The 16,139-nt window shown below is 38.3% G+C and carries 12 protein-coding genes; 4 read left to right on the forward strand and 8 right to left on the reverse strand.

The window, feature by feature from the left end:
* Positions 1–27: 27 nt before the first annotated feature.
* The 4 genes from H7254_RS10895 to H7254_RS10910 form a co-directional block, all read right to left on the reverse strand.
* Positions 28–789 carry a class I SAM-dependent methyltransferase gene (locus H7254_RS10895; RefSeq protein ID WP_301932992.1) on the reverse strand — a complete coding sequence of 254 codons (762 nt, stop codon included), beginning with the start codon at positions 787–789 and terminating at the stop codon, positions 28–30.
* A gap of 154 nt (positions 790–943) precedes the next feature.
* On the reverse strand, positions 944–2,194 hold the full coding sequence (locus H7254_RS10900) for an oligosaccharide flippase family protein (RefSeq protein WP_301932993.1): 1,251 nt from the start codon (positions 2,192–2,194) through the stop codon (positions 944–946).
* Positions 2,195–2,207: 13 nt separating this feature from the next.
* On the reverse strand, positions 2,208–3,047 hold the full coding sequence (locus tag H7254_RS10905; RefSeq protein WP_301932994.1) for a glycosyltransferase family A protein: 840 nt from the start codon (positions 3,045–3,047) through the stop codon (positions 2,208–2,210).
* Positions 3,048–3,053: 6 nt separating this feature from the next.
* Positions 3,054–3,653, reverse strand: a complete 600-nt coding sequence (locus tag H7254_RS10910; RefSeq protein WP_301932995.1) for a methyltransferase domain-containing protein — start codon at positions 3,651–3,653, stop codon at positions 3,054–3,056.
* A 345-nt stretch (positions 3,654–3,998) separates the two neighbouring features.
* On the opposite strand from H7254_RS10910, the gene H7254_RS10915 reads away from it, so the two are divergent.
* From H7254_RS10915 to H7254_RS10925, 3 genes are all read left to right on the forward strand, one after another.
* On the forward strand, positions 3,999–5,147 hold the full coding sequence (locus tag H7254_RS10915; protein WP_301932996.1) for a glycosyltransferase: 1,149 nt from the start codon (positions 3,999–4,001) through the stop codon (positions 5,145–5,147).
* Positions 5,148–5,266: 119 nt separating this feature from the next.
* A complete protein-coding gene (locus H7254_RS10920; protein WP_301932997.1) occupies positions 5,267–7,162 on the forward strand; it encodes an ABC-F family ATP-binding cassette domain-containing protein in 1,896 nt (631 codons plus the stop codon).
* 31 nt (positions 7,163–7,193) lie between these two features.
* Complete coding sequence (locus tag H7254_RS10925) at positions 7,194–8,372, forward strand: acyltransferase family protein (protein ID WP_301932998.1); 1,179 nt, start codon at positions 7,194–7,196, stop codon at positions 8,370–8,372.
* Here the strand turns inward: H7254_RS10925 and galK are convergent.
* The 4 genes from galK to H7254_RS10945 form a co-directional block, all read right to left on the reverse strand.
* Positions 8,362–9,525: a galactokinase gene (galK, locus tag H7254_RS10930; RefSeq protein ID WP_301932999.1), complete on the reverse strand. Its 1,164-nt coding sequence runs from the start codon at positions 9,523–9,525 to the stop codon at positions 8,362–8,364. The two genes, H7254_RS10925 and galK, sit on opposite strands and share 11 nt — an antisense overlap.
* Positions 9,526–9,528: 3 nt before the next feature.
* A complete protein-coding gene (locus H7254_RS10935) occupies positions 9,529–10,488 on the reverse strand; it encodes an aldose 1-epimerase (protein ID WP_301933000.1) in 960 nt (319 codons plus the stop codon).
* 301 nt (positions 10,489–10,789) lie between these two features.
* Positions 10,790–12,682, reverse strand: coding sequence for a DNA mismatch repair endonuclease MutL (mutL, locus tag H7254_RS10940; protein ID WP_301933001.1), 1,893 nt, complete (start codon positions 12,680–12,682; stop codon positions 10,790–10,792).
* Between the two features lie 22 nt (positions 12,683–12,704).
* On the reverse strand, positions 12,705–13,244 hold the full coding sequence (locus H7254_RS10945) for a Uma2 family endonuclease (RefSeq protein WP_301933002.1): 540 nt from the start codon (positions 13,242–13,244) through the stop codon (positions 12,705–12,707).
* A gap of 76 nt (positions 13,245–13,320) precedes the next feature.
* Here H7254_RS10945 and H7254_RS10950 point away from each other — a divergent pair.
* Positions 13,321–16,139, forward strand: a 2,819-nt coding sequence (locus H7254_RS10950; protein ID WP_301933003.1) for a glycoside hydrolase family 3 N-terminal domain-containing protein, incomplete at its 3' end; no start/stop codon positions are given.

Here is a 16,139-nt window from a genome sequence, read left to right on the forward strand (position 1 = left end):
TTTTAACAAGTGCTATTTATAATCGAATTATTTTTTTGACACAATTGTTACCAGGTTGGGTGTAGGATTTTCAGTTAACTTTTTTAAGCCAACACTTGCGGCAACCCGTAATAATATTTTTTTAGTACCGTATTTAAATGAGCCCAATTGGTATTTGGTGAGATCAAGATTTTTGCAATATTCAATCACAAATCCATGTTGCTGAAAAAGCGCTGTCATTCTTTCTATAGTAAAAGATTGCATATGCTGCATGTGATGAAACTCTGATTTACAAAACGGACAAAATGTTACATTCCTATTTAACGATTCATTAAAGGGAGTAGTAATTAAAATTTTACCCTCTGGTTTTAAAATACGGTACAATTCATCAAGCGTTGCATGCAATGTCTCATCTTGTAAATGTTCAATAGTTTCAATAAAACTAATACTGTCAAACTGATTATTGTTAAAATCACACGGCAGGTTTTCTATCCATAGCAACTCTTTAATACGGCTGCTGTTATTGGTTCGCTGTCTTGTTGCTTCAATAGAATCAGGTGAAAAATCCAATCCATAATAATCACCTGTCGGCTCATCAACCATCAAATTTAAAAGATGCCCTGCCCCACACCCGTAATCAAGTACCTTGCCTTTTAGCATTTTTTGTTTTCGTAACAGGCGTACGAGCCCATTGCCCACACCAGAAGTAAAATATTCAGTTTGTGATGCTGGGTTTTGACTTATCCAATTCCAAAAATTGGCAATATTAAACGGTTTCCAATCTTTTGGCTGTTTTTTACTAATCTCCATATTACCCCTTACTTTTTAATAATTGGTGAAGGTAACAACTAAGATAATAAATTGACTAAAATAAAAATAGGTAAATATTAAAGAGATTGCATGAAAGAATTAGTATCAATTTGAAGGGGTAAAAAAAACTCATGATAATTATTAATAGTATGAATTAATTCAACAACTGTATTTTCCTAAAAAATGACCTGCGGTTTAATAAGCATAACATTATCATCATAATACACAAATTAACAGCCAATCCCACGGCCGACCAAAAGTAAGTGAAAATACTTGCTGTAATAATATTTACAAACCCGGTAACACCAATATTTACAGCAGATTCCTTCTTTTGACCCTGAATAATCATTAATTGAAAATAGAAAGATACGAAGGGTGAAAAAGGTAAGGCAATACTCATAATTTTTAATAGTGTAACGGCATAGGATATATCGCCATGATCCTTCCCCATCAAAAATTTAATAATAATTGTTGCACCGGAAAATTGCATGGCAGCTAAGACAAAAAAAACTGACCCAATTATTAAAAGTAGTCTTTGGATATTTTTTTTATACAATTCCAGGGAGATAATATACAATTGCGAAAGGTATGGATAAAATGTTCTGTTAATAATACTTGCCAGCATGCCTACGGCATTCAATATTTTTTCAGCCACGGCATAATAACCAACCATTAAAGAATTAGTGAAGAAACGTAAAATAAAAATATTGACTGAACTGTATAAAGGCACTAAAATAATACTTATAAAAACATACAGGCTTTCGTAAAACATTTCTTTTACAAAAAAGATATCCGGTTTTACAAAACTTTTATTTAAACTTTTTAGCATTAAAACCATTGCGATAATACCAGCAATCATATTACCCGCCGATAAAGCAATGACAGCATACTCTATATCTGTTTTTTCTTTTACCAATAGTATAATAAGCAATAAGGAGACTGCTTTGGAAATCAATGTAACAAATGTAATGTTCCTCATTTTTTGTATACCCTGAAAATACCAGTCGGGGAATAACATATTTCCCAATAAGTAAAAGGAAGCTAGGGGAAGTAAATAAAAATGTCCTTTTAAATAAGCGGTAAAGGAACACGCAATAAAAATTACCAGGGAGATGGTAAATAAGAATGCCTTAATAATATAAACAGCAACAATTATTCGCTTTATCATCAACTCATCTAAAATATTTGCTGATATTCTTTTAGTGGCTGTTAATCCAAAACCAAAAGAAACAAGCAGGTCGAAATACATGATAAAGGTTTGCACCAGTGAGAAAAAACCGAAACCCTCAATGCCCAGAATTCTTATTAAATATGGAAAAGTAATTAATGGAAATAAAATACTTAGGCCCTGAACTACTGATAATGATACAAAATTCTGAATTAGGGTTTTTCGCTGTGCCGACATCCGCTTTAAATTACTATTTTAATTTCCTGATAATTGTGCCTGTAAAAGTACGAAGATAAATATAACGCGACCTAATGAGCCATTTGGCGCAACGCAGTTGATTGAAGCCTTTTTTAATTGCAAGACTGTGCAGTATTCTATACCCGTCCATATTTTTCAGATGTGGTTTTACCTGCATCGTTTGGCTGCTATTATTTTTATGTTGTACCCAAACACCAGATATAGTTTTACTCAGTATTATTTTTTTTGTGCTGTTATTCAGGCAGAGTTGTAAAAATGAAAAGATATCCGCCGATAAAATATCTTCGGTATAAAAACCACTTTGCACCGCCAGATTTCGATTGTATAAAGTAGACACGTGTGAAAAGTGTAGCCTGGTAAAATAACTAAAAAAATAATCTTCGCCATCCAGCACTAATTCGTCTTCTTGCAAACCGGTAGGCAAAAAATCTGCTTTACCATCGTGGAAACAGGTATGCATCCCCTGATAAAACAATACCTCTTTTTGGCCTGCAGCCTGTATGGCAGCCATTGCTATTGAAATAAATTGCGGGTTGGTATAATAATCATCTCCATCTAAATTAATTAACCAGTCTGCATAATTTGCTGCGTTGAGTGCCTTTCGGTAGTTTGCCACCCGACCCACATTCGTATCATTTTTTATGTATTTTATTTTTTTACTGCGCACGTATGGGGCTACTACCTCATCCGTTGCATCATCGGAATGATCGTCTATCACCAATATTATAAGATTGGGGTAATCTTGCGCTAATGCACTGTCGATAGCTTTTTGTAAATAAGGCGCCTGGTTATAAGCAGGTATCATTATGCAAACGGCTGGGCAGTCACTCATAATAATCTACAATTTTATTAATATAAATTCAACTTCATAACAGGATATGTTACTGCTCCAGCTATCTTCATACCATTCTTTCATAAAGGTACTGGCGTTAAATATTACCTGGCACAATTTTCGAAATGGCCTGTTGATGATCCAAGGGGATTTAAAATGCAAAAAAACGGCTTTCAATTGTAAGCCCGTATGCAAATTGTAACTGGGCACTTTCCGTTTCAATAAATTATCTTTTACCATGTATGAAAAAGAGTACAACCCAAAAAATTTTTGATGGGTATAATCAGAATAAAAGTAAGCATTGGAAAAATGTGGCACCACTATTTCAATAAAACCATTTTGTTTTAAAATACGGTTTAATTCAATCAGTAAACCCGGTACATCAGGAAGGTGCTCTAAAAAATGAGTAGCGTGTACTTCATCAACACAACCATCCGGAAAAGCTTTTATCACTTCATAAATATCGCCTGTAATATCCACTCCATCGGCATCAAGCATATCTATTCCAATCCAGTGAGGTTGTTTTTTTAAAGGGCCGCAGCCAATATCAAGTATTACCGTTTTATAAGCGGCAATCTGTGGAAGAATATTTTTTTTGTCTAACATTATACTGGTTTACAAATAATAACACCCGGGCAAAAATAGTTTTTTTGAACCGCGTTATCTCTAAAATATAACCGTATAAATAATGACTGCACCGGCAAGTACAATCATACCTGCCATTTTCAATTCCGTTTTAATTTTTTCATCAGGTACAGCAAAGAGCACGCTTGATATCATTTGTAAAAACTATTAATTTTCTTTCTATAAAAATTTCAGGTTTACATTTACAATTCAAAATGCAGGTTAGCATTATATACAAAAGTTTATAATGACAAATAACAGGTTATTTTAAACATACCCGCAATAAAATTTTTATTAAAGAGACGTTTTATAATGCAAAAAAAGAAAGTGGCTATTCTCATTAATGCACTGGAAGTAGCTGGTGCAGAAAAAGTGATAGCACAAATGATTAATTCGTTTTATACCGTTTTTGATATTCACCTGATATTATTGAATAATACCATCGAGTTTGAATTACCAGTGAATGATATTACCATCAAAACAATTGACAATTCAAATCTAACCAAAAGAAAAAGCGCCAGAGAAATTTTAAAAATTCCCCTGCTTTCTTACCGGCTTAAAAAATATCTGCAACAACATAATATCGAAATCTGCTTTTCTGCTTTAAACAGGTCTAACTATATCAACTGCTTTTTACGCATATTAAACTGGAAGGGTACTATTTTAATCAGTGAAAGATCACATACGTCTTCCGCCTATAATCCGCATACTTTTGCCGGCAAAACAGGCCGGTTTTTAGTAAAAAAATTATACCCTTTTGCCAATGTTATTGTTCCCAATTCAGCCGGTATTCAATACGATCTTACCACAAATTTTCAACTTGCCAACCAGTTTTGCGTAATCAATAACCCGGTTAACATTACCCGGCAACAAAAAGAAATGTGCGAACCGGTAGAAGATTTTACGTTTCAAAGTTTTACTTTTTCGCACGTGGCAAGGATAGAAAAAGGAAAAAATCATGCGCTTGTTTTGCAGGCAACCGCAAAAATAAAACACCGCAATTTTAAAGTTTTATTGATAGGTCAGGGGCCGCAGGAAGAGAATATAAAAGCAATGGCGCACAAAATGGGTATCAGCGATAAAATAGTTTTTTTAGGCTATCGCAGCAATGTTGTAAAATATGTAGCCAGGTCACAGTGTCATTTATTAACCTCCGACTCGGAAGGTTTTCCCAATGCATTGCTGGAGGCACTTGCCTGCGGTACGCCCGTAATAAGTACCGATTGCCCGACAGGGCCCCGTGAATTACTGGCAGGCACATTTGCACCTGGTAAGCACTGTGTGGGGATTGAAAAAAATAATTACGGATTGCTGATACCGGTAAATGACGCTGCTGCTTTGGCAGAAGCAATGGTTATGATGATGGATAAAGAGACGTTGCGCAGTCATTATGCTGCCGTAGGAATTAACCGGGCAAAGGACTTTGATTTATCCATCATTATGAAACAATATGCTGACTTATTAAATCAATTTTAGCAAATTTCACCTATAAAATGGATTGATTTTCATAAACAGTCGTACAAATTTATCCCACAATCAGTTTCAATATCGTTGTCAATAGCTGATTTAAAAATTCCTCCGTTACCTTTGCCGCCATGCATTACGCTTCAATAGAAAATATCAGTCGATCTTTCGGCATTAGAACCCTTTTTAAAAATATCACTTTAAATATAGAAGAAGGAGATAAAATAGCCCTGGTAGCCCGCAATGGCAGTGGCAAAAGTACCCTGCTAAAAATTATTACCGGCCTGGATACCCCCGATGAAGGAACCGTTTGGGTACACAAGGATATTAAAGTGGTAATGCTGCAGCAGGACAATGATTTTGACGGCAGTAAAACCATTTGGGACAATGTACTGCGCCTGGATAACCCCGTGGTAAAAGTTGTAAAAGAATACGAACAGTTTTTAGAAGATGGCCTGGAGGATATGGATAAATTAGGCGAACTGATGGCCCGGCTGGATGACCTGAATGCCTGGAGTTTTGAAAGTGACCTGAAACAGATTCTGGGTAAATTAAACCTGCATCACTTAAATGAAAAAGTAGGCAACCTGAGCGGTGGACAAAAGAAAAGGGTGGCACTGGCACAGTCTTTAATAGAAGCCGACCTGCACCCGGGGCGCTGTTTGCTGATATTAGATGAACCTACCAATCACCTGGATGTTGACATGATTGAATGGCTGGAAGATTACCTGGCGGCGGCAAAAGTTACCCTGCTACTGGTTACGCATGACCGCTATTTTTTAGATGCTGTTTGTAATGAAATAGTAGAAATTGATGAAGAGAAAGTATTTGTGTACAAAGGCGATTATGATAATTTTTTAGAGCAAAAAAGCATGCGGCTGGAAGTACAGCAAAGTGAGCTGCAGAAAGATAAAAATATTTTTAGAAAAGAACTGGAATGGATGCGCAAGCAACCCAAGGCCCGAACTACTAAAAGCAAGAGCAGGCAGGATGCATTTACAGATGTAGAAGAAAGGGTGAAATTGAAAAAAGATGTAGAAGAAGTTAGCCTGCAGGTGAAGATGACGAGGTTAGGCGGCAAAATTCTGGAACTGATAAAAGTGCATAAAAGTTACGGCAACCTGCAGATAATGAAAGGCTTTGATTATACTTTTAAACGGGGTGAACGCATTGGTGTAGTGGGTAAAAATGGAGTAGGAAAATCAACCTTTTTAAAAATTGCCCTGCAACAGGAACAGCCGGACAGTGGCAAAATTAATCATGGTGATACCGTGGTGTTTGGTAATTTTAGCCAGGATGGATTGATTTATAAAGAAGATAAAAGAGCCATTGAATACGTAAAATCAATGGCAGAATACTTTCCATTAAATGACGGTACTAAAATAAGTGCCAGCCAGTTTATGGAAAAGTTTGGCTTTTCTACCGAACAGCAATTTACACCTTTAAGTAAATTAAGCGGGGGCGAAAAACGCAGGTTGCATCTGATGAGTGTACTGTTTTTAAATCCAAATTTTTTGGTGCTGGATGAACCTACCAATGACCTGGACCTGCAAACATTGCGAACACTGGAAGAATTTTTAATGGAATACCCCGGCTGTATCCTCATTGTTAGCCATGACCGTTATTTTATGGACAGGATGGTAGATCACCTGTTTGCTTTTGAAGGCAATGGTGTTATAAGGGATTATCCGGGTAACTATACCCAGTACCGGGAAGCTGTTGCCAGCGGAAGTTTAACCGACGACCGGCAACTGATGAAACAGGAACCAAAAGTAGCAGAAGTTGCTCCTGTAGCGGTTTTAAACTCCATTAGCCATAAATTATCTTTTAAAGAAAAAAGAGAACTGGAACTATTGGAAAAAGAAATGCCCGAGTTACAAAAAGAAAAAGCCAACCTTGAAACCAGGATGAATGAAGGCAATCCCGCTTTTGATGAACTGCAAAAATCGGCAGAGCGCATTGGCAATATTGTACATTTACTGGATGAAAAAGAAATGCGCTGGCTGGAGTTGAGTGAAAAGAATTAGTTACCTTTCTTTATAAAAGAAATTGCCGCTAATGAACCAACGCTTTTATTCCCTCGATGTTTTTCGTGGTGCCACCGTAGCCTTAATGATACTGGTAAATAACCCTGGAAGCTGGGGGCATATTTACACACCGCTGGAACATGCCCCCTGGCATGGCGTTACGCCAACCGACCTGGTATTTCCATTTTTTTTATTTGCTGTTGGTAATGCCATGGCTTTTGTTTTGCCAAAACTAGAGGCAGCAGGAGAAAGTTTTTTTTGGAAAAAAATTATTCAGCGTACCGTCCTTATTTTTTTAATTGGATTATTTTTAAACTGGTTTCCATTTATTAAGTGGCAGGATGGACACTTGGTGGGCAAGCCGTGGGCCTATATTACAGCAGATGGCAAAGCAGCGGGCGTACGTATATTTGGTGTATTGCAACGGATAGCCATTTGCTATTTTTTAGCTTCTTTATTGGCGCATTATGGCAAACAAAAAGGAGCTTTTGTTGTGAGTGCTTTTTTATTACTGGCGTATTGGTTTGTTTGTGTGGCCGCCAATGCAGCAGACCCATTTAGCCTTACAGGCTGGTTTGGAACTAAGATAGACCTGGATATTTTGGGCGAAGCTCATATTTATAAAGGCGAAGGTTTATCTTTTGATCCTGAAGGGTTGATGAGTATTACAGGTGCAGTGGTACAGGTAGTTTTTGGTTACCTGGCCGGTAATTATATTATACAAAAAGGGAAAACACCCGAAATGGTAAACGGCTTATTTGTAACTGGTTGTGTATTAATTTTTACAGGATATTGCTGGGATATGGTTTTCCCCATTAACAAAAAAATATGGACGAGCAGTTATACCGTTTATACAACAGGCTTAGCTTTATTGATACTGGCTACAATGATTTACTGTATTGAATTTAAGGGCTGGAAGGGTAAGTGGAGCCGGTTCTGTGATGTATTTGGCAAAAATGCCTTATTTATTTTTGCCATGAGCGGCATATTGCCCAGACTGCTGGCATTGATACAAATACCTGCTGGTGTAACGGCGGATGGCAAACCAAATTTTCTTACTCCTTTTGCCTGGTTTTACGAGCATGCATGCAAACCAATTTTACCTGCCGAGCCAAGGGTTGGTTCCTTAATTTATGCCCTTTGTTTTATTACCATGATGTGGAGTTTTGCCTGGCTGCTGGATAAAAAGAAAATTTATATCAGGGTGTAACCGGCAATTTCCTGGTACCATCTGCTGTTGCTACAACGTACGCTTCGGCAACTATATCAAACTGCTGCAAGTATTCCTTACTGGTGGTTTCAATAAACCGGGGGATGGCTTCTTCTTTTACAATATTAATGGTACAACCACCAAAACCGCCACCCATCATCCTTGCGCCAATTACATGGCTATCTTTTTTTGCCAGCTCAACTAAAAAGTCCAGTTCAGTACAGCTTACTTCATACAATTTACTTAACCCTTCGTGGGTAGCATACATCAATTTTCCAAACTCAATTAAATTATCCTGTGGTAAAAAAGCGGCTGCCTTTTTTGTACGGGCAATTTCTCCAATTACATACAGGCAACAGTTAAATACTTTTTCCGGCATGCCAGATTTATATTGCATTAAATCTTCCACCCTGGTAATATCTCTGAAAGACTGAATGTTTAACTGGTTTTTTAAAATGGCCAATCCTTCCTCGCAACGTTGCCTGCGGATATTGTATTCGCCGGATACTAGTGTGTGGTGAACTTTACTATTAATTAAAACAATTTTATAGCCCTGCAGTTGCAAAGGAAAATACTGATGTTGCATGGTTTTACAATCCAGCAACAATACTTCATCCTGCCTGCCCATCATATTGGCAAACTGGTCCATGATACCACAATTTACATGTGGAAAATTATGTTCTGCACGTTGGCAAAGTAAAGCAAGTTGCACCCTGTTTAATCCTGCATCCAGCATTTCATTTAATGCAAATGCAAGCCCACCTTCAACTGCAGCCGATGAACTCATTCCGGAGCCACGGGGAATGTCTCCGGCAAATACACAATCAAATCCTTTTACATCATGGCCCAATAATAAAAATTCGTTTACTACGCTCAGCACATAATTCTTCCAGTTGTTCATTTTTTTTATATCTGCCACTGCAACAGTAAGCCATTCGTCAAAGTCCATGGAATAAAAATGAAGTTCCTTATTGTTGTTTGCAGCAACAGCGTAGTAAATGCCCTTGTCAATGGCTGCAGGCATTACAAAACCATCATTATAATCTACATGCTCGCCAATTAAATTAATACGACCCGGCGAAAAATAGAGGGTTGGCTCAGATGTAAAACTTTCTCTGAAGCGTTGCAAAACAGTAGCAGCAAGTGAAATCATTGGTTATTTTAAGGTAGTTATTTTATAGATAGTTGCAAAAACATGGGAGCTTTGCGGCGCTAAAGTTATTAAACCTATTCCATTGTTAAATGCATCCGGTAGGGCACTTAAATTTTCGATGGCAATACTGTTTCTTCCCGGCGGTGTATAAATCTGTAAATAGGGATATGTTTTGTCGGGATGAATTTCTATTTGTAGTTTTTGTACAGCATCTCTCAAAACACACAATGGCTGACAGGTTGCAAAATTCAGAGAAAAGCAATTATCAAAAAAGGTATCTTTTATTTGCTTTAGGGAGTTGAATTCCTGATAGGGCAATGTTTCACCGGTGGGTACCAGTGACTCATCAAACAATATTTTTTCTTTACTCTGAAATTCCAGTTGCAGGTCATCTATTTTTTTACCAAACGTAAAATAAGGATGCCAGCCATCCTGCATGGGAATAATCTGTTTGTCTCTATTAATAATTTCGGTAACAATTTCAAGCGCACTTTCGGCTTTTAAGGTGTAGGTTATAATACAATCATATCTAAAAGGGTAACCTGGATTATCACCCTGGTATGCGTAAGTTAACACAACCTGGGCTTTTTCATTACCTGCCCCGGCATGGGTAACAGTAAATGCAACATCATACAACAAGCCATGAATGGCACTTCCACCAAGTATATATTTATCAAGGGTGTATTGTTGTGCCCCAAAACTATAGGTAGCATTTTTTATTCTGCAGGCAAATGGAGACAGCTTACAACTTTTTAAACCTTTAACCTCCACATTGGCAGCAAAATCGGCTGCGCTTTCGTACTGCTCAATAATATTTATAAACGCATCATTATGCCAAACAGTAAAAGCATGTAAAATAGCTCCGCAGCCCGGAATAATTTCCACTGATGTTTGGGTGCTGTTGTCTTGTAAAATTATTTTATCAAAATCTCCTTCGCTTTTACTTTCAACAGTAAACGGCATGCTGGTTTATTTATAGATATGAAAGTACTAAATACTTTATTAAAAATACGTGAAGGTATGCATTACAAACAGATTGATGCAGATGATTGCTTTTGACTAAAAATTAAAAGAGGTCCCTTATTCTTCTAATAAATAAAATACAATTAATTGTGGCTTGGGGAATACTATTTAAAGAATTCCCGCCAGCATAGCAGTAGAATAAATGAGTCGATGATGAAAATTTTAAAGACTAATTTTTTGTGGATTCGTTTGCCTTTTGCAACGAGCATTGATGGTAGCAGTTAATTTTATGCTTTGATTTTTACCTGCCAAACATTTTATCCAGTTCGTTTTTTTTAAAGGAAGTATAAACCGGTTTGCCATTGGGAGTAATATTGGGTGTATTGCAGGCAAACAAATCTTCTACAAGTATTTTCATTTCTTTTTGCGTAAGCGCCGTACCGCCTTTAACTGCCCGCTGCCAGGCCATTGAACGAAATAGCTTTTCTCTTTTTGTATATTTTAAATCGGCACTAAAATGTTTAAACTGTTCCAGCATTTTTTCGATGGCAGTTTTTTCGTTGCCCTGGTCCACGTCTGCTGGTGTTCCCTGAATTACAAAAGTATTTTTACCAAAAGGTTCCAGGTGGTAGCCAAGTAAATGCAGTTCAGGCAACAGTTCCGTTAAAATAACCATATCCATGGCAGCCAGTTCTATTGTTATGGGAAACAGATTTTGCTGAATGGCTATTGGTTTGCCTGCCACTGCTTTCATAAAACGTTCATACAAAATTCTTTCGTGCGCATTTTGCTGATGAATTACCATAAACCCATCCTCATTTTGCCCCATGATATAGGTGTGGTGCAACTGTGTTAGGTGCTCCAAAGCCGTGGGTGCCGTTGTTACAAATGCACGCAGGGGTACAAATCCCGGCTCCCGGTTTGCAACTTCCGCATTTGTTAATGGGCTTGCTGGCATCGGGTTTAACGCACCCGATTCGCCGCTGGAAGGTTCATACAAATCTTTCCAGTGTTTTAACTCACTCTTATTTTCTATAAAGTGCGCCTGGTTTTTTTGTGTAAACGTATTGTATAATGAAGAAGATGCAACCGATGATTTTCGTTCGGCTGTAAATGGCTTACTCACTGCATCCAGGTGTTGAATAGACGAGTCGAGTTCGAAATCTAAGGTGGGTGTAATACTGAATTGTGCCAGCGCATGCTTCACCGCACTTTTTACAAATGCGTATACAATTTTTTCATCTTCAAATTTTATTTCCTGCTTGGTAGGATGCACATTAATATCAATTTGTGATGGATCCAGATCAATAAATAAGGTGTACATCGGAAAACTATCTTTTGCAATCATTTCATCAAAAGCCCCCATTACCGCATGGTTTAGGTAAGCGCTTTTTATAAACCGGTTATTTACAAAAAAATACTGATCGCCCCTGGTTTTTTTTGCCGTTTCAGGCTTGCCTACAAAACCATAAATATTCATGTAATCGCTTTGCTCCTGAACGCTTACTAATTTGGCGTTGTAGCTATTGCCCAACAACTGTACAATGCGTTGTTTCATGCTGCCGTTTTCCAAATGAAAAACCTCCTGGGCGTTACTGGTTAGTGAAAAGAACACGCTGGGAAAAGCCATGGCAACCCGTATAAACTCATCCACAATATGCCGCAGTTCAGAAGGATTACTTTTTAAAAAATTTCTTCTTGCAGGTACATTGAAAAATAAATTTTTCATGGCAATACTTGTGCCCTGCGGCATAGCTACGGGTTCCTGTTTTTTAACTACACTGTTGTCAATTTCAATATAAGTGCCGGTAATATCTTCTGCCTTTTTAGATTTCAATTCAACCTGCGAAACTGCGGCAATACTCGCCAGTGCTTCTCCCCGGAAGCCCATGGTTTTTATATGAAAAAGATCATCGATATTTTTTATTTTTGAAGTGGCATGTCTTTCAAAACTCATGCGGGCATCGGTTTCGCTCATACCTTTACCATTATCAATTACCTGTATCAATGCCTTGCCGGCATCGTTTACTATTAGCTTAATTTCTGTAGCGCCTGCGTCAACTGCATTCTCCAGCAATTCCTTTACAGCACTGGCGGGTCGTTGAATTACTTCGCCTGCAGCAATCTGATTGGCAATATTATCGGGCAATAACTGAATAATGTCGGGCAAAATTTCTTCTTTATTTTGGAGCAAATTTACGTAGATAAAAATTGGGCTACTCCCAGATGTTTAAAAGATTCACTTCCGGCTTACAGTCAGTCTCTTCAAAAATAAAAGCTTGCTTATCTGGATTGACGGCTACAGGCTGATATTGATTATTTACAAACTGATATATTTCTATTTTTTTAAACTTCGGATCAACAATCAGATAGTACTTTACTTTTTGTGATTGATACAGTTCCATTTTTTCTCCACGGTCTTTGGAAGCTGTTGAAGGAGATAATATTTCCACCACCAAATCAGGAGCAAAATCAAGGAATTTTTTATTAATGGGTTTGCACACGATCAGTATATCCGGTTGTACAACGGTGTCTTCGGTTATCTTCCAGTCTATTGGAAGATATACCTTGCATTTTTTACAGTGTTCCAAAGCTTGCTCCAGGCGAAGGCACAATCGTACACATACTCTTTGATGATCTGGAACCGGTGCCGGGCTCATAGCGTAAGGCATGCCTTCAATCAATTCCCACCTGCCTTCCCACTGGCAATAATCTTCGTACGTATAATAAGGCCGGTATTTTGCTGCGATTGACATAGTGTAAAGTTAAAAATATTTATTGAACGTGTCTCCGGCAAAAAATACTTATTTTGTACTACATATCTTTTATTTTATGAGAAAATTTTATTGGCTGTTTTTTATTTTACAAATGAGTTTTTTTGTGGCGCAAACACAAACCAGGTTAAACAATCCAATGGCTGCCCGGCAGTGGGTTGACAGTGTATTTAACAGCCTTTCGCCTGATCAACGCATTGCTCAATTAATGATATTGCGTTTATCTGCCTACGATTTTAAAACACGTACTCCCATTTATTATGACAGCGCAGTTGCAGCGGACATTAAAAAATACAATGTGGGTGGCATCTGCCCGTTTCAGGGTAACCCGGTACAACTGGCTACCATCATCAACAATTTGCAAAGCATTGCCAAAACACCGCTCATGACCTGTATTGACGCAGAGTGGGGCGTTGGCATGCGGTTGTTCGATAGTGTATCCGCATTACCCCATCAGATGATGCTGGGTGCTATGCAGGATGCGTCAATCGTTTATCAGTATGGAAAAATAGTGGCAGAGCAATGCAAACGGTTAGGCATTAACGTTAATTATGCACCGGTAGTAGATATTAATAACAACCCCAATAACCCGGTTATCAACGACCGTAGTTTTGGAGAAGATAAATACAAAGTAGCTTTGTTCGGTATCAAATATATGCAGGGTCTGCAGGATGCAGGTATCATGGCCTGCGCCAAACATTTTCCCGGCCACGGCGATGTTTCCGTTGATTCGCATCTGGATTTACCAGTCATTAACAAAACAATGGCACAATTGGATTCACTGGAATTGTATCCATTTCGTGAAATATTTAAAGCTGGCATTAGTAGCGTGATGATGGCGCATTTGTATATTCCGGCCATTGACAATACTGCCAACAGAGCTACTTCCATTTCTTCAAAAAATGTAAACGGACTGATGCGCAACACGATTGGATACCAGGGACTAACTTTTACTGATGCGCTGGAAATGCAGGGAGTAAAAAAATATTTTCCGGATGGACAGGCTTCTGCACAATCACTAATAGCTGGCAACGATATGCTTTGTTTGCCAGGAGATGTAGCACAAAGCATTCAAAAAATAAAAGACGCTATCAACAGTAAACAATTGAGCTGGGCGGATATTGACCTGCACTGCAAAAGAGTTTTGCTGGCCAAATATCAATATGGTATGAACCATTTTGTGCCAATCAATCCCGCTAATATTACTGAAGATTTAAACAGCAATATTCCGGCAATGAAAAAGCTGGTAGCAGAAAACGCATTGACATTACTACATAAAACAAGTGATGACTTTTTTCCTTTAAAGCCAAATTCTACAGCGACTGACAAAGATGTTGTGTATGTTGGCATTGGCATTAATCAAGACAATGCATTTGCAAAAAGAATGCGCAGCGAATATGGTGCAGACGTTTTTTATTTTGACTACAAAGCAGATGCCATCAGAATTTTATCTACCGTTGCGTTAATAAAAAAAAGGTATAAAAATGTAGTGATTGGTATACATGATTATGATCGCAGGCCTGCGAATAATTTTGGGATCGCTGCTGCAGCCATTGCCCTGGCAGCACAATTACAAGAAGAAACCAATTGCATCAGTTTTGTTTTTGGTAATGCTTATGCAATTAAAAACTTTTGTACTGCAAAAAATTTAGTGGCCTGTTACGAAGATGATGAATACACTCAAAATGCAGCCGTTGATTTTTTAGAGGGAAAAATTTCCGCCAAAGGAAAATTGCCTGTAACAGTTTGTGAAGCATATCCATTTGGCAGTGGAATTAATACCACCGTTGCAATACTTCCTTCAGTAAATCCGGCAGTGGCAGGGTTGGACATAAGTAAACTTAAAACCATTGATTTAATTGCTGAAAATGCCATCAGTAAAGGCGCTACACCTGGTTGTGTGGTATTGGTAGTAAAAGACGGGAAGGTTGCTTATCAAAAAGCGTACGGACATTTTAATTACAATGACCCCACGCCGGTAACAACAGAAACCGCGTACGATATGGCTTCTGTCACAAAAATTTGCGCCACTACTATTTCCATTATGCGCTTGTATGAGCAGGGTAAAATTGATTTAAAAAAAGAGCTGGGTAATTACCTGCCCATAGTAAAAGGCAGCAATAAAGAGCACCTGCTGATAGAGAATATTTTACTGCACCAGGCTGGCCTTGTTGCTTATATTCCTTTTTACAGGGAGGTCATCGACACAATTACCGGCATCCCTTTCGCGAAATATTTTGCACATCAAAAAACAGATTCTTTTAGCATCCGGGTAGCCGGGAATTTATTTCTCCGCAAGGATTACAACGATACCATGTACCAGCGCATTTTACTAAGTGCGCTAGGTGCCCCAAATAAATATATCTACAGTGACAATGATTTTATTTTTCTCGGCAAAGTAGTGGAAGCCATTAGTGGCTTGCCTTTAAACGAGTATGTAAAAAGAGAATTTTATCAGCCGCTGGGATTAACTACTGCAGGTTTCAGACCCAGAGAATATTTACCATTGAACCAGATTGCCCCTACTGAAAATGAAAAGCAATTCCGTATGGAACAGATACAGGGGGATGTACATGACCCCGGAGCTGCTATGTTTGGCGGTGTGGCCGGCCATGCGGGCTTGTTTAGCGATGCTTACGATATTGCGGTAATTATGCAGATGCTGCTAAATGGTGGCGAAATAAATGGTACCCGATATTTCAAAAAATCAACGGTAGATCTATTTACAGCTTATCACAGTGCCATCAGCCGCAGGGGCTATGGATTTGATAAACCGGAAAAAGACAATGCAACCCGGCCTGAGCCATATCCCTGCCTGAGCGCATCCCCACTCAGTTTTGGCCATACCGGCTTTACGGGTACCTGCACCTGGGCAGA

This window comes from Ferruginibacter sp., assembly GCF_014377975.1.
Classification (GTDB): domain Bacteria; phylum Bacteroidota; class Bacteroidia; order Chitinophagales; family Chitinophagaceae; genus Ferruginibacter.

Coding starts and splice junctions, on each gene's coding strand:
- galK (WP_301932999.1), bottom strand. CDS start 9,525: ATGATTTCACTTGCTGCTACTGTTTTGCAACGCTTCAGAGAAAGTTTT.
- H7254_RS10935 (WP_301933000.1), bottom strand. CDS start 10,488: ATGCCGTTTACTGTTGAAAGTAAAAGCGAAGGAGATTTTGATAAAATA.
- H7254_RS10945 (WP_301933002.1), bottom strand. CDS start 13,244: ATGTCAATCGCAGCAAAATACCGGCCTTATTATACGTACGAAGATTAT.
- H7254_RS10925 (WP_301932998.1), top strand. CDS start 7,194: ATGAACCAACGCTTTTATTCCCTCGATGTTTTTCGTGGTGCCACCGTA.
- H7254_RS10900 (WP_301932993.1), bottom strand. CDS start 2,194: ATGTCGGCACAGCGAAAAACCCTAATTCAGAATTTTGTATCATTATCA.
- H7254_RS10910 (WP_301932995.1), bottom strand. CDS start 3,653: ATGTTAGACAAAAAAAATATTCTTCCACAGATTGCCGCTTATAAAACG.
- H7254_RS10920 (WP_301932997.1), top strand. CDS start 5,267: ATGCATTACGCTTCAATAGAAAATATCAGTCGATCTTTCGGCATTAGA.
- H7254_RS10905 (WP_301932994.1), bottom strand. CDS start 3,047: ATGAGTGACTGCCCAGCCGTTTGCATAATGATACCTGCTTATAACCAG.
- H7254_RS10895 (WP_301932992.1), bottom strand. CDS start 789: ATGGAGATTAGTAAAAAACAGCCAAAAGATTGGAAACCGTTTAATATT.